Genomic DNA, 25624 nt, shown 5'->3' with positions numbered 1-25624 from the left:
ATTCCGCAGGCCGCGGGGGTTCCATGCCTATATGACTGACCATCCGGCCGTCGTCGCCACGTCACGCGGAGGTCCCGTGCACACGACCGCAGAACTGATCGGCGCCGCGGCCGCGCTCGTCGGCCTCGGCATCCTCACCGCGGCGAGCGTGCGCAGCATCACGCGCCGCTGACCGTCCCGGGTGCGGGCTCGGCGACTCCGGCGAGCAGGGCCCGCGGCCCGATGGCCGCCACCCGCGTCGAGGGCACCGTGCAGGCGTAGGCGCCGGCCACCGCCCCGAGCCGGGCGCAGTGACGGGGCGGTTCGCCACCGAGCCAGCCGTGGAGGAACGCGGCCGCGAAGGCGTCGCCGGCCCCGTTGGAGTCCACCACCGGCGCCGGGGGTTCGGCCGCGGGGAGACGGGTCATGTCGCCGTCGGCGAGCAGGAAGGCTCCCTCGGCCCCCGCGGTGGCGACGACGATCCGCGCCCGGCCGCGCTCGGCGATCCGGCGCATCGTGGCCTCCGGGTCGGTCAGGGCGGCGGCGGAGAGGAAGACGACGTCCGCGGCGAACGCGAAGGGCTCGTGGTAGGGGTTGGCGCCGTTCCAGTCGTGCAGGTCCGTCGAGATCGTCACGCCCGCCTGCCGGAGCAGGGGCAGGGCCTGCGCGCAGGGCTGGGTGATGACGACGTGGGCGTGCCGGCTGACGGCGGCGAGAGACCGCACGGTGTCCTCGGGCAGCCGGTCCGTCTCGGCCCAGCGGGTCGCGTCGTACAGGGAGAGGCGCCGGCCGTCGGGGCCGACCAGGTTGACCGCGCGCTTGGTGCCGCACGGCTGCGGTACGGCGGTGAGCGCGATGCCGTGGTCGCGGTGCAGGGCCCTGACGAGGTCGCCCTCGTGGTCGTCGCCGATCAGGTCGAGGTGGTGGGTGCGCAGGCCGAGGGCGCTGGTGCCGAGCGCGACGAAGTCGCCGCTCTGCCCCGCACGGGTGACGATGCCCGGCCGGATCATGTGGCTGTCGGCGAGCGGCACGGGCAGTTCGGGCACGTGCACGATCGTGTCCACGCCCGCGCCGCCCAGGACGAGGACGTCGATCTCGGCAGTCATGGCTGGTTCTCTCCTTGTCCGGGCTTCCGGCGTCCCCCGGTGGTGCGGATACGTTGGACCCGGCACGCGGACGCGGCGGCCGGGCCCCGGAGGGCGTCAGGACCGCGATCCCCCGGCATGATGTTGCCTGCGGCCCGTTCCTCGGGCCGCGATGTCGTGCCTGGCGAGCCGAAAGAGAGACATGAGCACGAAGGTCATGAAGGTCGAAGGGCCTGCAGGAAGCGCGGTGTGACGCGATGCATATTGTCATCATGGGCTGCGGAAGGGTGGGTTCCGCCCTGGCCCAGACCCTGGAGGAGCAGGGGCACACGGTCGCCGTGATCGACCGGGACCCCACCGCCTTCCGCCGGCTGGGCTCCTCGTTCGGCGGCCGCCGGGTCACCGGGGTCGGCTTCGACCAGGACACCCTGCGTGAGGCGGGCATCGAGGACGCGGGCGCCTTCGCCGCCGTCTCCAGCGGCGACAACTCCAACATCATCGCCGCGCGGGTGGCCCGGGAGATGTTCGGCGTCGAGAACGTCGCCGCCCGCATCTACGACCCCCGCCGCGCCGAGGTCTACCAGCGCCTCGGCATCCCCACGGTGGCGACCGTCCGCTGGACGGCCGACCAGATGCTGCGCCGGCTGCTCCCCTCGGGCGCCGAGCCGCTGTGGCGCGACCCCACCGGCGGGGTCCAGCTCGCCGAGGTGCACGCCTCCACGGCCTGGGTGGGCCACCGGATCAGCAGACTGCAGGACGCGACGGGCGTCCGCGTGGCGTTCCTGACCCGGCTCGGCGAGGCGATGCTGCCCAGCTCGCAGACGGTGCTGCAGGAGGGGGACCTGGTGCACGTGATGATGCGCACCGATGAGATCGACCGGGTCGAGGCGGCGTTCGCCAAGGGGCCCGAAGAGGAGGGCGGTCACTGATGAGGGTCGCCATTGCCGGAGCCGGCGCGGTCGGCCGCTCGATCGCGGGCGAGCTGCTGGAGAACGGCCACGAGGTCCTGCTGATCGACAAGGCGCCGACCGCCATCTCGGTGGAGCGCGTGCCGCAGGCGGAGTGGCTGCTCGCCGACGCCTGCGAGATCACCTCCCTGGACGAGGCGGCGCTCCAGCGCTGCAACGTCGTCATCGCCGCGACCGGCGACGACAAGGTCAATCTGGTCGTCTCACTGCTGGCCAAGACCGAGTACGGCGTTCCGCGCGTCGTCGCCCGGGTGAACAACCCGAAGAACGAGTGGCTGTTCAACGAGTCGTGGGGCGTGGACGTCGCCGTCTCCACGCCGCGCCTGATGTCGGCCCTGGTGGAGGAGGCGGTAAGCGTCGGCGACCTGGTACGGCTGCTGCGCTTCAGCCACGGTGACGCCAACCTGGTCGAGCTGACCCTGCCCGAGGAGTCGGCGCTGGCCGGCACGCAGGTCGGGGACGTCCAGTGGCCGCAGGACACCTCGCTGGTCACCATCATCCGCGGCACGCGCGTGCTGACGCCGACGCGGGAGGACTCCCTGGAGGCCGGCGACGAACTCCTCTTCGTGGCGGCCCAGGCCCGCGAGGAACAGCTGGAAGACCTGCTGTCGGTCCGCAAGGAGTCATGAAAACAAGAGGGGGGCGCCCGGAAGACTCCGGGCGCCCCCCTCAGTCCGTCCGGCGTTCGAGGACGGAGCCGTTCGGGGCCGAGGCGGGGGCCCTGGGGGCGGCGGCCCCCAGAAGGCGGGGCGCGCCTACTCGGAGGCAGCGGCCTTGCGTTCCTCCTCCGCCTCCATCTCGGCGAACACGTCGATCGGCGGCGGCGCCTTCGCCAGGAAGACCCAGGTCAGATACACGGCGAGCAGGAACGGCGGGATCTTGAGCCCGACCAGGACCCAGCCCAGCTGCGTGGTGTCCGCCCACCAGTACAGCGGGAAGAGGATCGCGCTCTTGCCGAGCAGGATCAGGCCCCAGGCCCAGCTGGCCTTGGTGTAGGCCTTCTTCCGGCCGGGGTTGCGGGTGCGCCAGGAGAGGTTCTCCCGGAAGACGGGACCCAGCATCAGGCCGATCAGCGGGACACCCGCCATCGCCGTGACGATGTACGCCAGGGCCAGGCCCAGCGTGTACAGCATGCCCGGCAGGTAGAAGTCCTTGGCGTTGCCCGTCATCATCGCGAAGACCACACCGAACGCGACGCCGAAGACGCCGCTGAAGGCGTGCTTGACGGTGTCCTTCCTCGCCAGCCGGACGACGACCATCACCAGCGACACGGCGAGCGCCGCGATCGCCGACATGTGCAGGTCCTTGTTGACCGTGTAGATGCTGACGAAGAGGAGCCCGGGCAGCACCGTCTCGACCATGCCCCGCACCCCGCCGAACGCCTCGAACAGGGCGGCCTCCGTCACCGCCCGGGCGTCGTCCGCGGATGTGTCTTCGGTTGTCGGCTTGTCGAGCGACGTCACCGGCTACTCCCGTCCGAGGGGTCTCAGTTCGTATTTCGGATTGAACAGCACCCGGCGGCCCTGGCTCAGGGAGATCCGGCCCGATGCGATCAGCCTGCGTCCCGGTTCTATGCCCACGATGGAGCGCCGGCCGAGCCACACCACGTCCAGGGCGGCGGAACCGTCGAACAGCTCGGCCTCCAGGGCCGGGACTCCCGCGCGCGGCCGCAGCGTGACCGTGCGCAAGGTACCAGTAACCGTCACGATCTGCCGGTCCTGGCAGTCACCTATCCGCGTACAGCCGGCGGTCGCGGCGTCCTCACGCAGCTCCTCGGACTCCAAATCCTCCTGAGACGAGGAGAGCCGGTCGAGCATGCGCCGGAACCGGCCCGCCGGCCTGTCGGGACGAGGAACAGCACTCATATCTGAAGCGTACCGGGGTCCACCGACGGTTCCGTACCCGCTGCGGCCCCGGTCCGAACCGGCCGCTCCGCGGCCCGGTCGCGGGCACGCGCGTGACCTCTACTTCTCGAAGCGGTACCCCATGCCCGGCTCGGTGATGAGGTGCCGGGGATGCGACGGATCCGCCTCCAGTTTCCGCCGCAGCTGCGCCATGTACACGCGCAGGTAGTTGGTCTCCGTCCCGTACGACGGCCCCCACACCTCGCGCAGCAGCTGCTTCTGCCCCACCAGCCGCCCGCCGGCCCGCACCAGCACCTCGAGCAGGTGCCATTCGGTGGGTGTCAGCCGTACGTCCTTGCCGCCGCGGTTGACCTTCTTGGCGGCCAGGTCGACGGTGAACTCGTCGGTCTCCACCACCGCGTCGCCCCCCTCGCCGGCGGGCTCCGCGCGGCGTACGGCGGCGCGCAGCCGGGCCAGCAGTTCGTCCATGCCGAAGGGCTTGGTGACGTAGTCGTCGGCGCCCGCGTCGAGCGCCTGGACCTTCTCGTCGGAGGCGTGCCGCGCGGACAGCACCAGGATCGGCACCCGGGTCCAGCCGCGCAGTCCCCTGATCACCTCGACACCGTCCATGTCGGGCAGGCCCAGGTCCAGGACGACGACGTCGGGATGGTGCGCGGCGGCCGTACGGAGCGCGCCGGCGCCGTCGTGGGCGGAGTCGACCTCGTAGGAGCGGGCCTTGAGGTTGATCACGAGGGCGCGCACGATGGCCGGGTCGTCGTCGACCACCAGCACACGGGTCATGAGGACTGCCTTTCCGGTTCTGCGGGTTCCCCGGGCCGGACCGGGTCCGTACGCCCGCACCGCGCGGTGCGTCACCGTGCGGCTGGAACGGTTCCACGATACGGTCCCCGGCCCGGTGGCGGCCGCCGGGCCCGCGCTCGGCGCCCCGCACCCCCGCACGGCCGGCGACGCCGCCCGCGGCGACCGGGTCAGTGCTCGGCGATCTCCCCGTCGCTCAGCTCCAGCACCCGGTCGGCGAGGCCGAGGAGCGTGGCGTCGTGCGTGGCGACGAGCGCGGTGACGTGCTCGCTGCGGACGACCGCGCGCAGCAGCTCCATGACGGCGTGTCCGGTCTCGGCGTCCAGCTGGCCGGTCGGCTCGTCGGCGATGAGGAGGGAGGGGCTGTTGGCGAGGGCGCGGGCGATGGCGACCCGCTGCTGCTGGCCGCCGGACAGCTCGCCGGGCCGCTGGGCCGCGTGGTCGGCGAGCCCGACCAGGGACAGCAGCAGTTCGACGCGCTCCTCGCGCTCGCGCGGGTCCGCCCGGCGCAGCCGCAGCGGGACGCCGACGTTCTCGGCGGCGGTGAGGATCGGGATGAGGCCGAAGGACTGGAAGACGAACCCGACGTGGTCCCGGCGCAGGGCGAGCAGCCCGTTCTCGTCGAGGCCGGCGAGGTCGCTGCCGTCGACGTGGACCCGCCCCCGGTCGGGGGTGTCGAGACCGCCGACGATGTTCAGCAGCGTGGTCTTGCCGGATCCCGAGCGTCCCTCGAGGGCGACCAGTTCGCCGCGCGGGACCTCGAAGGAGACGCCGCGCAGCGCGTGGACCGCGGCGGCTCCGGTGCCGTACGACTTGTGGACGTCCTCGACGCGCACCATGGTCTCGGTGACCACCTGACTCATGCGGCTGCCCTCCCCCGTGGACCGGGCGCCAGTATCCCCGCCCGGCGCCGGTCGATCAACGGTCCCGGCGGGGCCGGTTCGTCCCGAGGATCCGAGCACGGCACAGGGCCGCGTCCCCGGGGGAAACGGCCCTGTGAACCGGCTGTCGTGGCCGGCCTAACGCACCTCGGTGATCTCCGGGCCGCGCTGGAGCTGGCCCATGCCGCCGGCGAAGCGGGAGCCCTCCTCCTGCTGCACGTTCTCCGGGACCATCTGGGCGTCGTTCGGCAGCTTCAGGACGATCGGGTCGCGCGGTGCCATCGGGCCCTCCCCGCGCACCACGACCGTGTCCCGGAAGATCTGCTCGAGGAGTCCGGCGGCCTGCGGCTGCACCGCGCCCTGACCCGAGATCACCCCGCGCAGGAACCAGCGGGGACCGTCCACACCGACGAACCGCACGACCTGGAAGCCGCCGGTCCCGTCCGGCAGCTGCACCGGCACCTGGGCGCGCAGCTCCCAGCCCAGCGGGCCCTCGACCTCGTCGATGATGCCGCCCTGCTGGGTGATGCCGGTGGCGATCTCCTCGCGCACCTCGCTCCAGATGCCCTCGCGCTTGGGGGCGGCGAAGGCCTGCAACTGGACGGCGCTGTCGCGCAGCACCACGGTGGCGGCGACGATCGCGTCACCCGCGACCTCCACCCGCAGCTCCATGCCGTCGACGCCGGGCACGAACAGCCCGCCCAGATCGACCCGGCCCTCGCCCGGCTCACGGACCTCGGTGCTGTCCCAGGGCCCGTCGGGACGCGGCGCCGGCTCGAGCCTCAGCCGCTCGGCCTCCTCGTCGCCCGCCTCAGCGTCGACACCGTCGACGACCTGCTCGGCCTCGCCGGCCGCACCGTCGGCGGCATCCTTCTTCTTGCGACGTCCGAACACGTCACTGTCCTTCCCGGTCGGATACGACCGAAGCGTATCGATTCCCACCCGCTGTACCGCCCACGGCGGCCTGAACGCTTGTGCCGCTCTTACCTTCTTCCACCGCGGCATGGCCGCCGGTGGACCCGAAGCCCCCCTCGGCCCGCACCGAGGGGGGCAGCTCCGCGACGGACACGAAGCGCACCCTCTCGACCTGCTGGACGACCAGTTGGGCAATCCGGTCGAAACGCTCGAACCGCACGGTCTCGCGCGGGTCGAGATTCACCACGATCACCTTGATCTCCCCACGGTACCCGGCATCAACCGTCCCGGGGGCATTCACCAGGGCGACGCCGCAGCGGGCGGCAAGACCGGATCGCGGGTGCACGAAGGCCGCGTACCCATCGGGCAGGGCCACAGACACCCCGGTGGGCAGTACGGCCCGCTCGCCGGGAGCCAGTTCGCAGGACTCGGTGGTCCGCAGATCGGCGCCCGCGTCTCCCGGGTGCTCGTACGCCGGAAGCGGCACGTCGGGGTCGACGCGCCTGATCAGCACCTCGAGCGCGCCGGGGCGGGGCTCGCTCACGGGTTCACCTCGAAGGCGCGGGCGCGCCGGACCTGGTCGGGGTCGCTCATCGCGGCCTGGATCTCCTCCTCGCGGCCGTGGTCGATGAAGTGGTCGACCTTGACCTCGATGAACAGGGCGTCGGCGCGGACCGCGACGGGCCCCCCGGGGCCGCCGATGCGACCGGTGGCGGTGCAGTAGATCTTCCGTCCCGCCACCGCCGTCACCTCCGCCTCCAGGTGCAGCACGGTGCCGACCGGCACGGGCCGGACGAAGTCCGTCTCCAGCCTGCCGGTCACCGCGATGGTGCGCAGCAGCCAGTTGAGGGAGCCGAGCGCCTCGTCCAGGGCGGTGGCGAGCACGCCGCCGTGCGCGAGTCCCGGGGCGCCCTGGTGGGCGGCCTGCACGGTGAACTCGGCGGTGATCGAGACGCCTTCGCCGGCGCGCGCCTGGAGGTGCAGCCCGTGGGGCTGCTCGTCACCACAGCCGAAACACTGGCCGTAGTGCGCGCCGAGGAGCTCGCCGGGGGCGGGGGCGTCCGGATGGCGCACGGGCCGCACGGCGTCGGCGGGAGGCTGAAGAGCTGCGGAAGTACCACTCACAGGCGCAGACCTTACCCGCGCGTGAGTCCTGGACCGACACCGTGCCAAGCTTGGATTCATGCAGCTCTCCGCCGCCCCGTACGAAGAACGCCTCACCGCCCCCCGCTCCTGGTGGCTGATCTCCTTCCTGGCGGGGGTCTCCCTGGCGCTGATCCTGCTGCCGTTCGGCACGCTGCCGATGCTCGGCGGCCTGGCCGGCGGCACCGCCGCGGCGGCGGTCGTGGTCAGTTCGTACGGCTCGGTGCGCATCCGGGTCGTGGGCGGTCACCTGATCGCGGGCGAGGCGAGGATCCCGGTGTCGGCGCTGGGCGAGGCGGAGATCCTGGACGCCGGGGAGGCCCGCGCCTGGCGCTCCCACAAGGCCGATCCGCGCTGCTTCATGCTGCTGCGGGCGTACATTCCCGGTGCCCTGCGCGTGGACGTCACCGACCCCGAGGACCCGACTCCCTACGTCTTCCTGTCGACGCGCGAGCCGGAGCGCCTGGCGCAGGCGCTCCGGGCGGCGAAGGACGCGGCGGACGCCGCGTAGGGCGTACGGGGACCGCACGGGCGGCACCCGGGCCGGGGGCGGGCGGCAGGGCCCGTCAGCCGGCTCTCACGGGGCCTGGCGCCCGCCGCCGGCCCCGGGGTGGCCGCCGAGCTCCTTGAGGGCGTCCTCGGGGAGGGCGTTCTCGGGCCGCTCCAGGGCGGGCAGGCCGGCCAGCGCGTCCCAGGGCACCTGGATCCTGCGCAGGTCGTCCCGGATGCTCGCGGCGAGCTTTCTGGTGTCCCGGCGGTTCATGACCGCGCCCACGGCGGCTCCGACCATGAACGGCATCAGGTTCGGCAGGTTGCGGAGCGTGCGCTTCATGATCCGCTGGCGCAGTTCCCGCTTCATGCGGCTGTTCAGGGCCGCGCTCACGGTCGAGGGCTTGGTGGCCTCGACCCCGCGCTCCTCCGACCAGGAGTTCAGGTACACGGTGCTGCGCTGGGCGAGGCCGCCGGGCGGTCGTACGCCGTAGACCTCGTGGAGTTCGGCGATCAGCTTCAGCTCGATCGCGGCGACGCCGGTGATCTCGGCGGCCAGTTCCGTCGGCATCGCGGGCGGTACGGGCATCATCGCCGCCGCGCCGACGCCGGCCCCGACCGTCGCCGTGGCCTTCGCGGCGCCCGCCACGAGCTTGTCCGCGAGCTCCTCGGGCCCGAGCCCGGGGAACTGCCGGCGCAGCGTCTGAAGGTCCCGTACGGGCACACGTGGGGCGATCTCGATGATCCGGTCCGCGAGGTGCGCCAGTCCCGCGCGGGCGCGGGCACCGCCCTTGCGGACACCTTCCCGGGCCTTCTCACGCAGCACGGCGGCCCGCCGGTGCGCCACGGGCGCGGTGACCTCCAGGGACGCCGGGAGGTCACCCCGGCCGGGTGCCGCTTCGAGCGAGGCCGCCCCGGTACCGGTTGAGCCTCGCTCTTGGTCACGCGTGTCGTGCTGCGGGCCCTCCTGGGGCCCTTGGTCCGCTCCCCTCTTGAAGAAGCGGCGCTTCCGCGGTGGGGTCGAGCCAGTCACGGCCGACCCCGCCTCAGTCGCAGTCGCGGCAGATCGGCTGGCCGTTCTTCTCGCGGGCCAGCTGGCTGCGGTGGTGCACCAGGAAGCAGCTCATGCAGGTGAACTCGTCCTGCTGCTTCGGCAGGACCCGGACGGCCAGCTCCTCGTTCGAGAGGTCCGCTCCGGGCAGTTCGAGGCCTTCGGCGGCCTCGAACTCGTCGACATCCACGGCCGAGGCCGACTTGTCGTTGCGCCGGGCCTTCAGCTCTTCCAAGCTGTCCGAGTCGACGTCGTCATCGGTCTTGCGTGGAGTGTCGTAGTCGGTTGCCATGTCGCTCTCCCCCTCTGGGTGTATGCGGTGTCTCCAGCGCACGTAACGCGTGAGAGGCCGGACTTGTGCCCGACCTGAGGCGGAGATTTTGCCTCACATCAAGGTCTGTTACTCAATCGACACCCAACCGGACTCCTCATGAGTGATCGGCTTGGATGGCGATGGGGACCGTACACGGTCCGAACGTCGCACATCAAAGGCGCCTCACCGTGTACTTCCCGTGATCAGGGCCCCTGAAAACCGGGACTTTCCCGACCTTCCGACGGAAGACATGATCACGGAGAGTGGACGACCGAGAAATCGCGCTTGTGATCGATCACACACGGGGATACCGGAAAAGCGCCCCGGAAATTCCGCGCAAAGCGAACACCCCGTTGTGTCGGGGGCATGATCTCAGATCGGAAGGGTGACACGCATCATGAGCCCGCCTCCCTCCCGCGGCTGCGCGTAGATGTGCCCGCCGTGCGCCCGGGCGACCGACCGCACGATGGACAGACCGAGTCCCACGCCCTTGTCGCTGCCCGTGCGCTCGGTCCTCAGCCGGCGGAACGGCTCGAAGAGGTTGTCGATCTCGTACGCCGGTACGACCGGGCCCGTGTTGGACACCACCAGGACCGCCTGGCCGTGCTGGACCTCGGTGGTGACCTCGACCCAGCCGTCCTCCGGCACGTTGTAGCGCACGGCGTTCTGCACCAGGTTCAGGGCGATCCGCTCCAGCAGCACACCGTTGCCCTGCACGACGGCGGGCTCGCGGGTGCCGCGGATCACCACGCCCTTGGCCTCCGCCTCGCCGTGCACCTGGTCGATGGCCTGGCCGGCGACCTCGGCGAGGTCCACGGGCCCCCGCTCGACGATCTGGTTGTCGCTGCGGGCGAGCAGCAGCAGGCCCTCGACGAGCTGCTCGCTGCGCTCGTTGGTGGCCAGCAGCGTCCTGCCGAGCTGCTGGAGCTCCACCGGCGCGTCCGGGTCGGAGAGATGCACCTCCAGGAGCGTGCGGTTGATCGCCAGCGGGGTGCGCAGCTCGTGCGAGGCGTTGCCCACGAAGCGCTGCTGCGCCGTGAACGCCCGCTGGAGGCGCTCCAGCATGTCGTCGAAGGTGTCGGCCAGCTCCTTCAGCTCGTCGTCCGGGCCGTCCAGCTCGATCCGGCGGGACAGGTCCGAGCCCGCCACCGCGCGGGCGGTGCGGGTGATCCGGCCCAGCGGCGACAGGACGCGGCCGGCCATGGCGTAGCCGAAGGCGAAGGCGATGATCGCGAGACCGAGCAGGGCGAGCAGCGAGCGGCTGAGCAGATCGTCCAGGGCGTGCTGGCGCTGCTCGTTGACACACTCGTTCAGCGCCCGGTTGAGGTCGTCGGCGGGCAGCCTGGAGGTGCGCAGGTTGCACGCGTCGCTGGACACCTCGCCCGACAGGATCCGGAAGGGCAGGTCGCTGCCCACGTTGAGGGCGTTGGCGGCGAGCAGGTAGATGATCGACAGCAGCATTATCCCGGCGATGAGGAACATGCCGCCGTAGAGCAGGGTCAGCCTTATCCGGATGGTGGGGCGCAGCCAGGGGAAGGGCGGCACCGGCCTGCGGGGGTCCCAGGTGGGCTTCGGCGGGGCCTGCGGGGACGCCGGCGTGGGGGTGGCGGCCACGGGATCAGATCCGGTAGCCGGAGCCCGGCACGGTCACGATGACCGGCGGCTCGCCCAGCTTGCGGCGCAGGGTCATCACGGTCACCCGCACCACGTTGGTGAACGGGTCCGTGTTCTCGTCCCACGCCTTCTCCAGCAGCTGCTCCGCCGAGACCACCGCGCCCTCGCTGCGCATGAGCACCTCCAGCACGGCGAACTCCTTCGGCGCGAGCTGGACCTCCTTGCCGTCGCGGAAGACCTCACGGCGGTTCGGGTCGAGCTTGATCCCGGCGCGCTCCAGGACCGGCGGCAGGGGCACGCTCGTGCGCCGCCCGAGGGCGCGCACGCGCGCGATGAGCTCGCTGAACGCGAAGGGCTTGGGCAGATAGTCGTCGGCGCCGATCTCCAGGCCCTCGACCCGGTCGCTGACGTCCCCGGAGGCGGTGAGCATCAGCACGCGGGTGGGCATGCCGAGCTCGACGATCCTGCGGCACACGTCGTCGCCGTGCACCAGCGGGAGGTCGCGGTCGAGGACGACCACGTCGTAGTCGTTGACGCCGATGCGCTCCAGGGCGGCCGCACCGTCGTACACGACGTCGACGGCCATGGCCTCCCGGCGCAGTCCGGTGGCCACCGCATCGGCGAGCAGCTGCTCGTCCTCGACGACGAGTACGCGCACGTCGCTTGTCCTTCCTCAGGTCCCGCCCGCGCAGCGCCTCAGGGCGCACGCGGGCAGGGGTGCGGGTGGGTGTGTTGCCTCCATCCTGCCCTTTTCGGCCGTAAGTCGGCTGTAAGGCGGGTGGGCGGACGGCGGCCCGGGGGTGGGCGACCGGCGGCCCGGGGGTGGGCGACCGGGAACCGGCGGGCGAACGGGGCGGGAATACGAGATTTTCTCGGGCGGTTAGGTTTCCGCGGAAGACAGCTTGGGGAGGACGGGTTTTACATCCCGCGATCACGCTCCGCATGTACCGCACCACCATGCGGTGCGACGCAGTCCGCTTCCGCAGGGCGGGCGTGGATGTCCGGCACCGTCGCCGCCCGGCCGGGTGGCGCTGGGCATCCGCCTCGGACGTGATCATCCCTTCCGAACGGCACACCCCCGTGCCACCGACCCACCGACCCAGGACGAGGGGGCGCAGCATGGACGCATTCACCGCAGGACTTCTGCAGCGCATAAGGGCGACCGAGTCCGATCTGTCGCGGGCACGCGACGAGGGCGACGACTTCCTCGTCGACGTGGAACAGGGCGAACTCGACGACCTGCGCCGCCTCGCCGCCGAACACGGCGTGGAGGTCGGTCTTCACAGCGTCTGACCGGCTCGCACCCGAACGGCCCCGGCGAATCCAGCGCCGGGGCCCGTTCGTTCTCGTCGTTTGGCGAGGTCCGGGTCAGGGCGTCCCGTCGTGCCAGGCTCCCAGGTCCTCCAGGAGCCGCCGCAGGGGCTCGAAGACGCCCGGGGAGGCGGCGACGGTCAGCTCGCGGGAGGGGCCGTCCCCGGGGCGGCCACCGGTCAGCGCGCCCGCCTCCCGGGCGATCAGGTCCCCCGCGGCGAAGTCCCACGGGTGCAGTCCGCGCTCGTAGTAGCCGTCGAGGCGGCCCGCGGCGACGTCGCACAGGTCGATCGCGGCCGAGCCGCCGCGCCGTATGTCGCGCAGCAGGGGGATCAGCCGCCGGGCCACGTCGGCCTGGTGGGCGCGTACCTCGGTGACGTAGTTGAAGCCGGTCGAGACGAGGGCCTGGTCCAGGGGCGGTGAGGGCCGGCAGCTCAGCTCCCGCTCGCCCTCCCAGGCACCGGTGGCCCGGGCCCCGCCGCCCCGGACCGCGTGGTAAGCCTCGCCGCGCATGGGGGCCACCACGGCCCCGACGACGGTCTCGCCGTCCTGCTCGGCGGCGATGGAGACGGCCCAGGTGGGCAGGCCGTACAGGTAGTTCACGGTGCCGTCGAGCGGGTCGATCACCCAGCGGATGCCGCTGCTGCCCTCGGTGGCCGCTCCCTCCTCGCCGAGGAAGCCGTCCTCCGGGCGGCGCTCGGCGATCATCGTGGTGATCAGCTTCTCCGCCGCGATGTCCATCTCGGTGACGACGTCGATCGGGCTCGACTTGGTCGCGGCGACGGCGAGGTCGGCCGGGCGGCCGTCCCGGAGCAGCTCGCCCGCGCGGAGGGCGGCTTCCCGGGCCAGGTCGAGCAGTTCCGCGTGCAGGGGGTCGGTCACGGGGCTCCTCATGCGTAGGGGCTGTCGACGCCCGCCGCGGCGGGACGCGGGGCGCGGGCCGGGCAGCAGCCCACCGGGCACACGTCGTGGCTCGCGCCGAGGGCGCCCAGGGCGCACGGTGTGACGTCCTGCCCGCGCTCGGTCGCCGCGCGCTCCACGATCAGCTCGCGGACGGCGGCGGCGAACCGGGGGTCGTCGCCGACGGTCGCCGAGCGGCGCACCGGCAGCCCCAGTTCCCGCGCCCTGGCCGTGGCCTCCGTGTCGAGGTCGTAGAGGACCTCCATGTGGTCGGAGACGAAGCCGATGGGGGCCATCACCACGGCCGGGACACCGGCGGCGTGCCGCTCCTCGAGGTGGTCGCAGATGTCGGGCTCCAGCCACGGGATGTGCGGGGCGCCCGAGCGCGACTGGTAGACGAGCTGCCAGGGGCGCTCGACGCCGGTGCGCTCCCGGACGGCGTCGGCGATCAGCCGGGCCACCTCCAGGTGCTGCGCGACGTACGCCCCGCCGTCACCGTGGCTCTCCACGGGGCCGGAGGTGTCCGCGGCCGTGTTCGGGATCGAGTGGGTGCAGAAGGCGATGTGCGCGCCGTCCCGGACGTCCTCGGGGAGGTCGGCGAGGGAGCGGACCACCCCGTCGATCATGGGCTCCACGAAGCCCGGGTGGTTGAAGTAGTGCCGCAGCTTGTCGATCCTCGGCAGCTCCAGGCCCTCCGCCTCCAGGGTCGCGAGGGCGTCGGCGAGGTTCTCGCGGTACTGGCGGCAGCCGGAGTACGAGGCGTAGGCGCTGGTGGCCAGGACCAGGACGCGGCGGCGGCCGTCGCGGACCATCTCGCGCAGGGTGTCGGTGAGGTAGGGCGCCCAGTTGCGGTTGCCCCAGTAGACCGGCAGGTCCAGGCCGTGCCCGGCGAAGTCCTCGCGCAGCGCGTGCAGCAGGGCACGGTTCTGGTCGTTGATGGGGCTGACCCCGCCGAACTGGAAGTAGTGCTGTCCGACCTCCTTGAGGCGTTCCTTGGGGATGCCGCGCCCGCGGGTCACGTTCTCCAGGAACGGGACCACGTCGTCCGGGCCTTCCGGGCCGCCGAAGGAGAGCAGGAGCAGAGCGTCATAGGGACTGGCGTCGAGCACGTCTGGCATGTCTCGATCCTGCCACCCGGCATCGGTGACCGGGACACGGTGGGGGTGTCACCGGCCTTGCCGCCACCGTCCCTGGTGCATTGGGGTGACCGCGCACGTAATCTGTATCGACTGCGGTCGCGCCTTACTGAGACCTTCGGAGACCCCGTGCCCAGCCCCTATCGCGCCCTGTTCGCCGCGCCCGGCAGCAAGGCCTTCTCCGCCGCGGGGTTCCTCGGCCGGATGCCGCTGTCCATGATGGGCATCGGCGTGGTCACGATGGTCTCCCAGCTGACCGGGCGGTACGGGCTGGCCGGCGCCCTGTCGGCCACGATCGCGCTCTCGGCGGCGGTGGCGGGCCCTCAGGTCTCGCGGCTGGTGGACCAGTACGGGCAGCGGCGGGTGCTGCGCCCGGCGACCCTGCTCTCGCTCGGCGCGGCGGCGCTGCTGCTGTTCGCTGCGCACTACGGGTGGCCGGAGTGGGTGCTGTTCGTCGCGTGCGTCGGCATCGGCTGCGTGCCGAGCGTCGGCGCGATGATCCGCGCCCGGTGGGCGGCCCTGTACCGGGGCACCCCGCAGCTGCACACCGCGTACTCCCTCGAGTCCGTGGTGGACGAGGTCTGCTTCATCTTCGGGCCGATCGTCTCCATCGGGCTGTCGACGGCCTGGTTCCCGGAGGCCGGTCCGCTGCTCGCGGCCTGCTTCCTGGCGGCCGGTGTCTTCTGGCTGACCGCTCAGCGCGCCACGGAGCCCGAGCCGCATCCGCGCGAGCACAAGGGCGGCGGCACGGCGCTGCGCTCCGCCGGCCTGCAGGTCCTGGTCGCGACGTTCGTGGCGACGGGGGCGATCTTCGGCGCGGTGGACGTGGTCACCGTGGCGTTCGCCGAGGAGGAGGGGCACAAGGCCGCGGCCAGTGTGGTGCTCGCCGTCTACGCGCTCGGCTCGTGCGTGGCGGGTGCCGTGTTCGGGCTGCTGCACTTCGCGGGGGCGCCGGAACGTCGTTGGCTGCTGGGCGTTTGCGCCATGGCCGTGAGTATGATCCCACTCCTACTGGTCGGGAACCTGCCGTTTCTGGCCGTGGCGCTGTTCGTTGCGGGACTGTCCATCGCTCCGACGATGATCACGACGATGTCCCTCATCGAAGAGCACGTACCACGCGCGCAGCTCACCGAGGGCATGACCTGGGTGAGCACCGGGCTCGCGGTCGGGGTCGCGGTCGGCTCCTCCGTGGCCGGCTGGGTGATCGACGCGGCCGGGGCGCGTGCCGGGTACGGGGTTCCGGCGGTGTCCGGGGCCGTCGCGGTCGCGGTCGGTTTCCTCGGGTACCGCCGGCTCAAGCGGCCGGCTACGGGTCGGGGAGGCTCCGTTGGGCAGCACAGCGAGCGCGAGGAACGGCACGTGGCGTAACTGGGGAGGGACCGTCTCCGTCCGCCCCGCCCGGGAGGTCGCGCCCGCCTCCGTCGACGAGCTGGCCGCCGCCGTGCGCCGGGCCGCCGAGGACGGTCTGCCGGTGAAGGCGGTCGGCACCGGGCACTCCTTCACCTCCGTGGCCGCCACCGACGGCCTGCTGATCCGCCCCCACCTGCTGACGGGCATACGGGACATCGACCGCGCGGCCGGCACGGTCACGGTCGAGGCAGGCACCCCGCTCAAGCGACTCAACGTGGCCCTCGCGCGGGAGGGGCTGTCGCTGACCAACATGGGCGACATCATGGATCAGACGGTCGCCGGGGCCACGAGTACCGGCACCCACGGCACGGGCCGCGACTCCGCCTCGCTCGCCGCCCAGATCCGGGGTCTTGAGCTGGTTCTCGCGGACGGTTCGGTGCTCACCTGCTCCGAGAAGGAGAACCCGGACGTCTTCGCGGCCGCCCGCATCGGCCTCGGCGCCCTCGGCGTCATCACCGCGGTCACGTTCGCCGTGGAGCCCATCTTCCTGCTCACGGCCCGCGAGGAGCCGATGCCCTTCGACCGGGTCTGTGCCGAGTTCGACGAACTTCACACCGAGAACGAGCACTTCGAGTTCTACTGGTTCCCGCACACCGGCAACACCAACACCAAGCGCAACAACCGCAGCGCGGGCCCGGAGCGGCCGGTGCCGCAGCTCAGGGGCTGGTTCGAGGACGAGTTCCTCTCCAACGGGGTCTTCCAGGTGGCCAACTGGGTCGGCCGCGCGGTACCCGCGAGCGTCCCGGCCATCGCGCGGGTCTCCAGCAGGGCGCTCTCCGCGCGGACCTACACCGACATCCCGTACAAGGTCTTCACCTCGCCGCGCCGCGTGCGCTTCGTGGAGATGGAGTACGCCGTCCCGCGCGCGGCGCTCGTGGAGACGCTGCGGGAGCTGAAGGCCATGGTCGACCGCTCACCGCTGCGGGTCAGCTTCCCCGTCGAGGTGCGCACCGCGCCGGCCGACGACATCACCCTGTCCACGGCGTCCGGCCGGGACAGCGCGTACATCGCCGTCCACATGTTCAAGGGCACTCCCTACCAGGGGTACTTCACCGCGGCCGAGCGCATCTTCACCGCCCACGAGGGGCGTCCCCACTGGGGGAAGATCCACACACGGGACGCCGAGTACTTCTCCCGGGTGTATCCGCGCTTCGAGGAGTTCACGGCGCTCCGGGACCGGCTCGATCCGGAACGGCGGTTCCGGAACGCCTACTTGCGGAGGGTCCTGGGGGGATAGAGGATGCCTTGGGCGGCGCGCCAATCCACGCACGTGGCCCAAATGGAGTACTGTTGCGAGCCCTGGGTCCGGTCTCCCGTCAGGGTGCCCGGGACCTTTGAGGACCGCCGGGAGGGGGCTAGTTGCACAGGGTGACGCAGTTGGTCACTTAGCGTTGCGAATAGGTAACCGTGCCATAACGGCGTTCCAGGGCCCGCGCCCGACACGCCGGGCAACTCGGCAAGGTTGTGGCAGGCTGCACCCGGGCAGGCCACACTCGACTAGCGGAAGCAGCGACGCACGTGACGTCGGCAGGCACCACCCGGGAGGTCCCCATGCCCGAACTGCGTGTCGTGGCCGTCTCGAATGACGGCACACGGCTGGTGCTGAAGGCTGCGGACAGCACGGAGTACACGCTTCCGATCGACGAACGGCTCCGCGCCGCCGTGCGCGGCGACCGTCCCCGCCTCGGCCAGATCGAGATCGAGGTGGAGAGCCATCTCCGCCCCCGCGACATCCAGGCGCGTATACGAGCCGGTGCGACCGCGGAAGAGGTCGCCCAGATGGCCGGCATCCCCGTGGACCGCGTGCGCCGCTTCGAGGGCCCGGTCCTCGCCGAGCGCGCCTTCATGGCCGAGCGCGCCCGCAAGACCCCGGTCCGCCGGCCCGGCGAGAACTCCGGCCCCCCGCTCGGCGAGGCCGTCCAGGAGCGGCTGCTGCTGCGCGGCGCCGACAAGGACAGCGTCCAGTGGGACTCCTGGCGCCGCGACGACGGCACCTGGGAAGTCCTGCTGGTCTACCGGGTCGCGGGTGAGCCGCACTCGGCGAGCTGGACGTACGACCCGCCCCGGCGGCTCGTCCAGGCCGTCGACGACGAGGCGCGCTCGCTGATCGGCGAGTCCGACGATCTGGCCGCGCCCGAGCCCAGCTTCCCGTTCGTCCCGCGCATCGCGCGGCTGCCGCGCGACCGTCCGCTGGACCGTCCCGGCGACCGCGATCGGCCGAGCCTGCCCGCGCAGGCGCCCGAACCCGCCGAGGAGTCCACGACGGCCACGGCATCGGCCGAACGGGACTCGCTGACCAGCCTGCTGGAGGCGGTGCCGAGCTTCCGGGGCGACCTGGTGGTGCCGGAGCGCGCGCCCGAGAACGCGCCGGAGGAGCCGGATCCGGAACCCGAGGCGGAGGAGCCGCCGGCCCCCGCGGCCTCGGCCGGTTCCGCGTACGCGGACGTCCTCATGCCGCGGTCCGTCGGCAGCCACCGGGACCGTCTCATCGGCTCGACCGACCGTCAGGCCGAGGCGGACGGTGTCCGTCCGGGCCGCCGCGCGGCGGTGCCGAGCTGGGACGAGATCGTGTTCGGGACGCGGCGGAAGAAACAGGAGTAAGCCGTTCGAGCGGTCCGGGGACGCGGCCGGTTGACGGTGATCCGACGCCAGAGGGGGCGCCCGCCACACGGCGGGCGCCCCCTCTGGCGCTCTGCGGACGTCGCGTCGTCCGCGCACGGAACGGGCCGGGGGTGGGGCGTGCGTCTCCTGGTGCCGGCACACGGCCGCGGCACGAGCGCGGTCGGCCCGGTGATCCGCGATGAGGCCCCGCGGGGGCAGGTTCCGCTCCGGCGGGAGCGACACGGCGCGCGGTGCCCAGGTGTGCCGATCGCCCGTCAGTACTCCCGGGGGAGGACGCGCGGCCCGGGGAACGCCCCGGGCGGCGGGTGCGAGGCCGGGACCCCGGACTCCGGCTACTGCGGGTCCGGGCCCACTGCGACCGGCCGCTCCGGGTCCGACGACCACTCCGACCAGGAACCGACGTACAGCGCCGCGGGGATGCCCGCGACGGCCAGCGCCAGCACCTCGTGCGCACCGGAGACACCAGAACCGCAGTAGACGCCGACCGGCGAGCCCTCCGACGCGCCGAGGCTCCGGAAACGGGCACTCAGTTCCCCGGCAGGCAGGAAGCGTCCGTCGGGGCCGACGTTCTCCGTGGTGGGCGCCGAGACCGCGCCCGGGATGTGCCCGCCGACCCGGTCGATCGGCTCCACCTCACCGCGGTACCGCTCCCCCGCCCGGGCGTCCAGCAGCACCCCCGAACGCGCGAGCGCCGCCGCGCCGTCGGCGTCGAGCAGCCCGGCCTCCGCCGGCACCGGCACGAAGTCCCCCTCGTCCGGCCGCGGCACCGAGGTCTCCAACGGACCCTCCCAGGACGGCAACCCGCCGTCGAGGACCCGCACGTCCGGGTGACCCGTCCAGCGCAGCAGCCACCACGCGCGGGCGGCCCCCCAGCCCATGCCTCCGTCGTACACGACGACCGGCGTCGCCGCGGACACGCCCGCCCGGCGCATCGCGGCGCCGAACACCGCGAGGTCGGGCAGCGGATGGCGCCCGCGCGCGCCCGGTCCGGAGGCCAACTCCTCGTCCAGGTCGACGAAGACGGCACCGGGAAGGTGGCCGGCCCGGTACGCGGCCCGGCCGTCGAACGGCGGCTCACCGGCGGCCAGGGAGGTGCTGAGCTGCCAGCGGACGTCGAGCAGCACCGGCGGATTCGCGCCCGTCAGTTCGCTCGCGAGTTCGGATGCGGAGATGATGGCGTTCATGGTCACCATCCTCGCGCACGGGGTGGCCGAGGCGGCTGGCTCCGGCTACTCTGCTCGGCCGGGCAGGACCGGTCACGAGGCGTACGGGACCGGGCACATACTGTGTCGGCATCGGCGCGGGAACGATCCGCCGAGCGGACGGGACACGCCCCCGCCGGGGGCGGGACGACCACGGCCCGCGAGCAAGCGGCCGAGAAGAGAGTGACGATGACCGACGCACGGGGGAACGCCCGCCCGAACGGCGAGGCGCCCGCTCGGCACGCACCCGGCACACCCTGCTGGGTGAGTCTGATGGTGCACGGCCTTGACGCGACCGAGGAGTTCTACGGAGCGCTGTTCGACTGGGAGTTCCGGCCCGGACCCGAGCAACTGGGTCCCTACGTGAGCGCCTTACTGAACGGGCACGCGGTGGCCGGCATCGGTGTGCTCCCCCCGGACCGCCACCTGCCCATCGCCTGGACGCCCTACTTCGCCTCGGACGACGTGAACGCGACCGCCGAGGCGGTGCGTTCGCGCGGCGGCACGATCGGGGTCGGCCCGCTGGACGCCGGCGGCGCCGGACGCCTGGCGATCGGCTCCGACCCGAGCGGCGCCGTCTTCGGCATCTGGCAGCCGGCCGCGCACACCGGGCACGCGCCGGCCGGCGCGCCCGGCACGCCCGTCTGGAACGAGCTGACCACCTACGAGTCCACCCATGCGGCCAAGTTCTACGAAACCGTGTTCGGCCACGACGAGCAGCGCACGGTCTCCGCCGACCGCGACCACGTCACCCTCCACCTGGACGGCCGCCCCGTCGCCGCCGTCCACGGCCTGGGCAACGCCCTGCCCCGGGACCGGGGCCCGCACTGGACGACGTACTTCGCCGTCACCGACGCCGACGGCGCGGTGGACCGGGTCCGGCACCTGGGCGGCCGGGTCCTCGAACCGCCCCGCGACGGCGACCACGGCCGCGTCGCCCTGGTGGCGGACCCGGAGGGGGCGCGCTTCGCGGTGGCGGAGGGCCCGCGGTGAGGCGGGGGCCCAGTCGTCGGTGATGGGGAACATGGCGGCACAGGGGTCGGGTTCGCCGGTGAGCGGGTCCGGACCGGCCACGGGTCGTCGTTCTCGCTCCCGCCAACTGACGAAGACATCCGTCTTCCAGAGATGTAGTCGCTCGGAAGTCCGGTGCCCGGCCGGGCCTCGGCCGCGGCCCGGCCGGTCCGCTCTCCGCCCGCGAAGCCGGCCGGCACGAGATCGAGCAGCACGGCTGCGTCCGGACGCGTGCCCTGGGCGGAACGCCCTCCAGGTCAGTGGCGCGCCACCTCAGCCGTGCGGACTGACACCGCCACCCCGAGGAGCCGTATCCCGTTGCTCCCCGGGGCCGGAATAGTCGTGGGCCCGCCCCGTGTTGCCGCGGTCATGACGACGAACGTGCCGCGGCCCGAGGTGCTGCGCTACACCGCCTTCTCCAGCAGCCCCGACGGCGGGAACCCCGCCGGTGTCGTGCTGGACGCCACCGGCCTGGACGACGACGAGATGCTGGCCGTCGCCGCCGAGCTCGGGTACTCGGAGTCCGCGTTCCTGACCGCGCCCCCGGAGGGGCTCGGCGGCCGGGAGGGGCGGGCGTACCGCATCCGGTACTTCAGCCCCAAGGCCGAGGTGCCGTTCTGCGGGCACGCCACCGTCGCGACCGCCGTCGCCCTGGCCGAGCGGATCGGCCCCGGGGAGCTGGTGTTCGCGACACGGGCCGGCACCGTACCGGTGGAGGTGGCCGAGGAGGGCGGGACGGTGCGGGCCACGCTCACCAGTGTCGAGCCGCACATCGAGGAGATCGCCGACGCCGACCTCGCGGAGGCGCTCGCCGCGCTCGGCTGGCCGGCCGCCGACCTCGATCCGGCCTTCCCGCCCCGGATCGCGTTCGCCGGCGCCCGCCACCTTGTGCTCGCGGCGGCGACACGCGCCCGACTCGCCGACCTGGCGTACGACTTCGCGCGTCTCGAGGCGCTGATGCACCGCCTGGACCTGACCACGGTCCAGTTGGTGTGGCGGGAGTCGGCCACCGTCTTCCACGTCCGTGACCCGTTCCCCGTCGGCGGCGTGGTCGAGGACCCGGCGACCGGCGCCGCGGCCGCCGCGTTCGGTGCGTACGCCCGTGAACTGGGCCTGGTCGGGGAGGACGCCGTCCTCACCCTGCACCAGGGCGAGGACCTGGGCCGCCCCGGCGAGCTCACGGTGACGCTGCGCGCGGGCGACCCTCGCGTCCGGGTCGGCGGCGCGGGCGCCCGCATCGACTGAGACGGCAGTACCCCGTACTGAGCGAGCGGTCCGGCAGACCTCGCACCGGCCGATCGGCCCCGCGCGGTCCGCCGGAGGAGTCGGCGGGCGGCTCGGTGCCCGGCGGTCTCTGTCAGGCCGGTGCGAGGGCGGGCGGCGACGGTCCCCGGCCGTCACCCGTACGACGCATTGCGCTGGTCGGCAGCACCGGGCGGTGGTGCGGTGGGGGAGCCGCCCGGGGCTGCACAGGCGCCGGGCCACCGTCCCGTCCGCAGGAGGAATTCCGTGACCACTCCTCGCCCGAGCGTCCGTCCGTCCCGCACGGCCGCCCGCCCGGCCCGTCTGCTGGCCGCCGCCCTGGCCGCCGGGACACTGCTCGCCACCGCGGCCTGCTCCGGCGGGGACGACGGCACGGCGGCCGTGGCGGAGGCCACCACCACCGCCGAGCGGCCCGCCGCCGCGCAGACCACCCCCACCTCGGCCACGCCGTCGGCCACCCCCAGCTCCGACCTCACCGAGACCGGTGCGAGGGACGCACTGATCACCGAGGCGGACATCGAGGACGACTGGACCCAGGTGGACGACCCGGCGGCGTGGCGGGACTCCCTGCTGGTCGGGGAGGTGGACGTGGCCGAGTTCATCGCCGGCAAGGCTCACGCCTCCGACTGCGGGCGATTCCTCCACTCGCTCTACGACGAGACCCTGCTGGGCCGCCCGCCCGGGGCGTCGGCGATCACCGGCTTCCAGGAGGGCGACTCGAGGCTGTTCTACCAGGTCGCCGGCTACGACAAGGCCGGCCTCGACGCGTCGATGAAACGGCTGAAGACGCTGCCCGACATCTGCGATCAGTTCACCCTCACCGGCGGTGACCAGGGCGAGCGCACCGTTCAGGTCGTCGAGACGTCGCTGCCCGAGGTGGGCGACGACCGGCAGGGGCTCACCGTGACGGTGAAGGGCACCAGCGGTGGCGAAGGGGTCACCCTCACCCTGGAGGTCGCCGTCGTGCAGCTCGGCGCGGACGCGATCACGGTCGTCAACGGCGGCCTCGACGGAGCGCGGCACACCACCACCGAGGCAGCCGTGAAGCAGGGCACCCAGCGCCTCTCGGAGGTCCAGGCCGGCCGTACGCCGCAGCCGACGCCCAGCGGCGTCGACTGAGCGGCTCAGCCGGACGACACCGGCAGCACGTCCGGGGACAGGGCCGCCGCGTGGGCCGTCGCGGCCGTCATGCGGCGGCGGTGGTGGCGGCGGCACAGGACCTCGTAGCCGATCTCGTCCGCGGAGCCGGTGACGTCGCCGACGACCACCTGCGCGCCCTCGACGACCATCACCCCGCCGACCGTGCGGGCGTTGTGCGTGGCGCGGGCACCGCACCAGCACAGCGCCTCGACCTGGAGCACCTCGACGCGGTCGGCGAGTTCGACCAGGCGCTGGGAGCCGGGGAAGAGCCTGGAGCGGAAGTCGGTGGTGATCCCGAAGGCGTAGACGTCGAGTTCCAGGTCGTCCACCACGCGGGCGAGCTGGTCGATCTGCTCCGGTGCGAGGAACTGCGCCTCGTCCGCGATCACGTAGTCGGCCCGGCGTCCCTGCGAGAGGTGGTCGACGAGGTACGCGTACAGGTCCGCGCCGTCGCCGACCTCCACCGCGTCCGTGACGAGGCCGAGGCGGGAGGACAGCTTGCCCTCGCCGGCCCGGTCGTTACGGGTGAAGATCATGCCGACCAGGCCGCGCGCCGAACGGTTGTGCTCGATCTGGAGAGCCAGTGTCGACTTCCCGCAGTCCATCGTTCCGGAGAAGAACACCAGCTCGGGCATGGGAGGTCGGGCACCTTTCGGCAGGGGTGTGCGGGCGGGGAGTCAGGAGCGTACTTCGAGCAGGGGGACGAGCTGCTCGGCAGGGGTCATCGATCCGTGGTTGCCGACCATCGCCGACTCCCTGGGCTCCCGCTCCGAGGCGATCAGCAGGACGTCGTCCCGCGCGGCGGCGACCACGTCGCCGATGCGGTGGTACACGCGGTCGTCGATCGCGGGCCCGAACCATCCGGAGTCGATCGCCTCGTCGCGCGAGGCCACCCAGAACTGCTCGCCGAGCACCTCCCGCCAGCAGGTCAGTACGTCGTTCGCCGCGCCGGGGACCGCGTACACGTGCCGGGCACGGCCCTCCCCGCCGAGGAGGGCGACGCCCGCCTTCAGCTCCCAGTCCTCGTCGACGTCGATGCGGTGCTGCTCGTCGAAGGGGACGTCGATCATGCCGTGGTCGGCCGTGACGTACAGGGCGCTGCGCGGCGGCAGCTGCTCGGCGAGGCGCTGCACGAGCCGGTCGACGTGGGCGAGCTGGCCGCGCCAGGTGTCGGAGTCGACGCCGAAGCGGTGGCCCGCGCCGTCGACCTCGGCGTAGTACGTGTACACGAGGGCGCGGTCGGCGCCGGCCAGCTGTGCGGCGGCGAGGTCCATGCGGTCCTCGCCGGAGAGCCTGCCGTGGAAGGCGCCGCCGCTCAGCGCGACCTTGGTCAGCGGGGTGTTCGCGAAGGTCGGCGAGGACACCTGCGCGGCGTGCACGCCCGCGCGGTGGGCCAGCTCGAAGACGGTGGGGTACGGCTGCCAGGCGGCGGGCGGGGTCCAGGGCTGCCAGCGCAGCTGGTTCATCAGCTCGCCGGTGTCCGGGTTGCGCACGGTGTAGCCGGGCAGGCCGTGGGCGCCGGGGGGCAGGCCGGTGCCGACGGAGGCGAGGGAGGTCGCGGTGGTCGCCGGGTAGCCCGCGGTGATCGGGCGGCCGGTGCCGCCGCGCGAGCTGCCGAGCAGCGAGGTCATGAAGGGGGCGTCCTCCGGGTGCGCGCGCAGCTGCTCCCAGCCGAGGCCGTCGATCAGGAACACGCAGTTCCGGTCGGCGGGGGTCAGCTCGCCGATGCCGGCGGTCATGCCGGGGACGCCCAGGCCGGCGGCGAGCGTGGGCAGCAGGTCGGCGAGCGAACCGGTGCCGTACTCGGGCACGGGGGCGGAGTCTAGAGGGAGCGGTTCCGGGTGGTCCCAGACTGCGGAATCGAGGGGGGCGGGCGCGGAGCGCCCTCGGTCATGGGCGGCGGGGGGAGACGGGTGGGCCATCAGCGGGTGGTGTCCGCGGTCGCCTCGGAGAGGGCCTGCGCGAAGGTGAGCGCCTGGCGCACCGTCTCCGGCCCGTCACCGGCCTCGCTGACGCGCAGGCTCAGGTCGTCGGCCGTCGAGCTGCCCGTGTAGCCGTGGTCGGCCTCGCAGTTGGGGTCACCGCAGGCGGCCGGCTCCAGGTCGATGCGGGAGACGGCGCCCCAGCCGATGGTGAGCACGATCTCGCGCGGCAGCGTGCCCGGGGTGTACGACTCCGGGTTGGCGACCACGCGGCTGACCACGATCGACGAGATCCGGCCGAGCTTGACCGACTCCGTGGAGGTGGTGGCGTACGGCGTCGGGGAGGTGGTGTCCGCGGCCTGTTCGTCGGTGTGGCTGACGATGAAGCGGTTGCCGGTGAGCACGAGCACGGTGACGTGCCGCCGCACCTCGTTCTGGTCGAACGTCGTCTCCTGATGGACCAGGTACGACCGGATGGGCTCGCCGCCCACGGCGGCCTCCACCGCCTCGGCCACGAGGGCCGGGTAGTAGCCGCTGCGCTCGATCGCCGCCCGCAGCCCCTGGGTCGTCGTACTGGTCTTGGCCATGACGCCCATCCTACGGGGG

Annotated in this window: 28 protein-coding genes; 10 read left to right on the top strand and 18 right to left on the bottom strand. The window is 72.9% G+C overall.

Translation table 11 applies throughout. The annotated features are described in order from the left end of the window. Nucleotides 1-158 precede the first annotated feature (158 nt). A complete protein-coding gene (locus tag F1615_RS00595) occupies nucleotides 159-1085 on the bottom strand; it encodes an adenosine kinase (protein WP_149546835.1) in 927 nt (308 codons plus the stop codon). Between the two features lie 236 nt (nucleotides 1086-1321). Between F1615_RS00595 and F1615_RS00590 the strand changes: the two genes are divergently transcribed. Next, nucleotides 1322-1993, top strand: a complete 672-nt coding sequence (locus tag F1615_RS00590; RefSeq protein ID WP_149546834.1) for a potassium channel family protein — start codon at nucleotides 1322-1324, stop codon at nucleotides 1991-1993. Beyond that, nucleotides 1993-2661: a potassium channel family protein gene (locus F1615_RS00585; RefSeq protein ID WP_006136376.1), complete on the top strand. Its 669-nt coding sequence runs from the start codon at nucleotides 1993-1995 to the stop codon at nucleotides 2659-2661. Before F1615_RS00590 ends, F1615_RS00585 begins: the two co-directional genes overlap by 1 nt. 126 nt (nucleotides 2662-2787) lie before the next feature. On the opposite strand, the gene F1615_RS00580 is transcribed toward F1615_RS00585, so the two are convergent. The 7 genes from F1615_RS00580 to F1615_RS00550 all read right to left on the bottom strand — a co-directional run bounded on the left by F1615_RS00580 (nucleotide 2788) and on the right by F1615_RS00550 (nucleotide 7616). Continuing rightward, nucleotides 2788-3495, bottom strand: a complete 708-nt coding sequence (locus F1615_RS00580) for a DUF3159 domain-containing protein (protein WP_149546833.1) — start codon at nucleotides 3493-3495, stop codon at nucleotides 2788-2790. Nucleotides 3496-3498: 3 nt separating this feature from the next. Next, nucleotides 3499-3897, bottom strand: a complete 399-nt coding sequence (locus F1615_RS00575; protein ID WP_149546832.1) for an OB-fold nucleic acid binding domain-containing protein — start codon at nucleotides 3895-3897, stop codon at nucleotides 3499-3501. Nucleotides 3898-3996: 99 nt separating this feature from the next. Further along, nucleotides 3997-4677, bottom strand: coding sequence for a response regulator (locus tag F1615_RS00570; RefSeq protein ID WP_149546831.1), 681 nt, complete (start codon nucleotides 4675-4677; stop codon nucleotides 3997-3999). Nucleotides 4678-4865: 188 nt separating this feature from the next. Beyond that, complete coding sequence (locus F1615_RS00565) at nucleotides 4866-5558, bottom strand: ABC transporter ATP-binding protein (RefSeq protein ID WP_149546830.1); 693 nt, start codon at nucleotides 5556-5558, stop codon at nucleotides 4866-4868. Nucleotides 5559-5714: 156 nt separating this feature from the next. Then, on the bottom strand, nucleotides 5715-6470 hold the full coding sequence (locus F1615_RS00560) for a DUF3710 domain-containing protein (protein WP_149546829.1): 756 nt from the start codon (nucleotides 6468-6470) through the stop codon (nucleotides 5715-5717). A gap of 1 nt (nucleotide 6471) precedes the next feature. Further along, nucleotides 6472-7035, bottom strand: a complete 564-nt coding sequence (gene dut / locus F1615_RS00555; RefSeq protein ID WP_149546828.1) for a dUTP diphosphatase — start codon at nucleotides 7033-7035, stop codon at nucleotides 6472-6474. Then, on the bottom strand, nucleotides 7032-7616 hold the full coding sequence (locus F1615_RS00550) for a PaaI family thioesterase (RefSeq protein WP_149546827.1): 585 nt from the start codon (nucleotides 7614-7616) through the stop codon (nucleotides 7032-7034). Before F1615_RS00550 ends, dut begins: the two co-directional genes overlap by 4 nt. 58 nt (nucleotides 7617-7674) lie before the next feature. On the opposite strand from F1615_RS00550, the gene F1615_RS00545 reads away from it, so the two are divergent. Beyond that, entirely contained in the window at nucleotides 7675-8145 is a 471-nt protein-coding gene (locus F1615_RS00545; RefSeq protein ID WP_149546826.1) for a DUF3093 domain-containing protein, read from the top strand. Nucleotides 8146-8211: 66 nt separating this feature from the next. Here the strand turns inward: F1615_RS00545 and F1615_RS00540 are convergent, their stop codons facing one another. The 4 genes from F1615_RS00540 to F1615_RS00525 all read right to left on the bottom strand — a co-directional run bounded on the left by F1615_RS00540 (nucleotide 8212) and on the right by F1615_RS00525 (nucleotide 11759). Continuing rightward, nucleotides 8212-9156 (bottom strand): hypothetical protein, encoded by a 945-nt coding sequence (locus F1615_RS00540; protein WP_149546825.1) that lies wholly within the window; start codon nucleotides 9154-9156, stop codon nucleotides 8212-8214. Between the two features lie 13 nt (nucleotides 9157-9169). Further along, complete coding sequence (locus tag F1615_RS00535; protein WP_003993510.1) at nucleotides 9170-9466, bottom strand: DUF4193 domain-containing protein; 297 nt, start codon at nucleotides 9464-9466, stop codon at nucleotides 9170-9172. Between the two features lie 393 nt (nucleotides 9467-9859). Beyond that, nucleotides 9860-11101 (bottom strand): sensor histidine kinase, encoded by a 1242-nt coding sequence (locus F1615_RS00530; protein WP_149546824.1) that lies wholly within the window; start codon nucleotides 11099-11101, stop codon nucleotides 9860-9862. A gap of 4 nt (nucleotides 11102-11105) precedes the next feature. Beyond that, a complete protein-coding gene (locus F1615_RS00525; RefSeq protein WP_007387794.1) occupies nucleotides 11106-11759 on the bottom strand; it encodes a response regulator transcription factor in 654 nt (217 codons plus the stop codon). A gap of 461 nt (nucleotides 11760-12220) precedes the next feature. Here F1615_RS00525 and F1615_RS35510 point away from each other — a divergent pair, with 461 nt between their 5' ends. Next, entirely contained in the window at nucleotides 12221-12394 is a 174-nt protein-coding gene (locus tag F1615_RS35510; RefSeq protein WP_167533615.1) for a hypothetical protein, read from the top strand. A gap of 75 nt (nucleotides 12395-12469) precedes the next feature. Here the strand turns inward: F1615_RS35510 and F1615_RS00520 are convergent, their stop codons facing one another. Together F1615_RS00520 and F1615_RS00515 are read right to left on the bottom strand one after the other, a co-directional pair. Then, nucleotides 12470-13294: an inositol monophosphatase family protein gene (locus F1615_RS00520; RefSeq protein WP_149546823.1), complete on the bottom strand. Its 825-nt coding sequence runs from the start codon at nucleotides 13292-13294 to the stop codon at nucleotides 12470-12472. 8 nt (nucleotides 13295-13302) lie between these two features. After that, nucleotides 13303-14430, bottom strand: coding sequence for a ferrochelatase (locus F1615_RS00515; protein WP_149546822.1), 1128 nt, complete (start codon nucleotides 14428-14430; stop codon nucleotides 13303-13305). A gap of 147 nt (nucleotides 14431-14577) precedes the next feature. Between F1615_RS00515 and F1615_RS00510 the strand changes: the two genes are divergently transcribed. From F1615_RS00510 to sepH, 3 genes are all read left to right on the top strand, one after another. Further along, a complete protein-coding gene (locus F1615_RS00510; RefSeq protein WP_149546821.1) occupies nucleotides 14578-15816 on the top strand; it encodes an MFS transporter in 1239 nt (412 codons plus the stop codon). Next, nucleotides 15776-17095 carry a D-arabinono-1,4-lactone oxidase gene (locus tag F1615_RS00505; protein WP_149546820.1) on the top strand — a complete coding sequence of 440 codons (1320 nt, stop codon included), beginning with the start codon at nucleotides 15776-15778 and terminating at the stop codon, nucleotides 17093-17095. Before F1615_RS00510 ends, F1615_RS00505 begins: the two co-directional genes overlap by 41 nt. Nucleotides 17096-17409: 314 nt before the next feature. Further along, nucleotides 17410-18459: a septation protein SepH gene (gene sepH, locus F1615_RS00500; RefSeq protein ID WP_149546819.1), complete on the top strand. Its 1050-nt coding sequence runs from the start codon at nucleotides 17410-17412 to the stop codon at nucleotides 18457-18459. A 353-nt stretch (nucleotides 18460-18812) separates the two neighbouring features. On the opposite strand, the gene F1615_RS00495 is transcribed toward sepH, so the two are convergent. Further along, on the bottom strand, nucleotides 18813-19664 hold the full coding sequence (locus F1615_RS00495; protein ID WP_149546818.1) for a sulfurtransferase: 852 nt from the start codon (nucleotides 19662-19664) through the stop codon (nucleotides 18813-18815). A gap of 207 nt (nucleotides 19665-19871) precedes the next feature. Here F1615_RS00495 and F1615_RS00490 point away from each other — a divergent pair, with 207 nt between their 5' ends. The 3 genes from F1615_RS00490 (at nucleotide 19872) to F1615_RS00480 (ending at nucleotide 23075) form a co-directional block, all read left to right on the top strand. Continuing rightward, complete coding sequence (locus F1615_RS00490; RefSeq protein ID WP_149546817.1) at nucleotides 19872-20675, top strand: VOC family protein; 804 nt, start codon at nucleotides 19872-19874, stop codon at nucleotides 20673-20675. Nucleotides 20676-21062: 387 nt separating this feature from the next. Beyond that, the gene (locus F1615_RS00485; RefSeq protein WP_149546816.1) at nucleotides 21063-21938 is read left to right on the top strand and encodes a PhzF family phenazine biosynthesis isomerase; all 876 of its coding nucleotides are present in this window, start codon (nucleotides 21063-21065) and stop codon (nucleotides 21936-21938) included. Nucleotides 21939-22202: 264 nt separating this feature from the next. Continuing rightward, the gene (locus tag F1615_RS00480; protein ID WP_149546815.1) at nucleotides 22203-23075 is read left to right on the top strand and encodes a hypothetical protein; all 873 of its coding nucleotides are present in this window, start codon (nucleotides 22203-22205) and stop codon (nucleotides 23073-23075) included. A 5-nt stretch (nucleotides 23076-23080) separates the two neighbouring features. Here the strand turns inward: F1615_RS00480 and F1615_RS00475 are convergent, their stop codons facing one another. The 3 genes from F1615_RS00475 to F1615_RS00465 are packed head-to-tail and all read right to left on the bottom strand — an operon-like array spanning nucleotide 23081 to nucleotide 25605. Then, complete coding sequence (locus tag F1615_RS00475; RefSeq protein ID WP_149546814.1) at nucleotides 23081-23731, bottom strand: thymidine kinase; 651 nt, start codon at nucleotides 23729-23731, stop codon at nucleotides 23081-23083. Nucleotides 23732-23773: 42 nt separating this feature from the next. Further along, complete coding sequence (locus F1615_RS00470) at nucleotides 23774-25018, bottom strand: alkaline phosphatase family protein (RefSeq protein WP_208818221.1); 1245 nt, start codon at nucleotides 25016-25018, stop codon at nucleotides 23774-23776. Further along, nucleotides 25018-25605, bottom strand: coding sequence for a DUF5998 family protein (locus tag F1615_RS00465; RefSeq protein WP_149546812.1), 588 nt, complete (start codon nucleotides 25603-25605; stop codon nucleotides 25018-25020). Before F1615_RS00465 ends, F1615_RS00470 begins: the two co-directional genes overlap by 1 nt. Between the last annotated feature and the right edge of the window lie 19 nt (nucleotides 25606-25624).

The sequence above is a fragment of the Streptomyces marokkonensis genome (genome assembly GCF_008312835.1).
In the GTDB taxonomy this organism is placed as follows: Bacteria; Actinomycetota; Actinomycetes; order Streptomycetales; family Streptomycetaceae; genus Streptomyces; species Streptomyces marokkonensis_A.
This window is presented reverse-complemented; position numbering and strand designations above follow the sequence as displayed.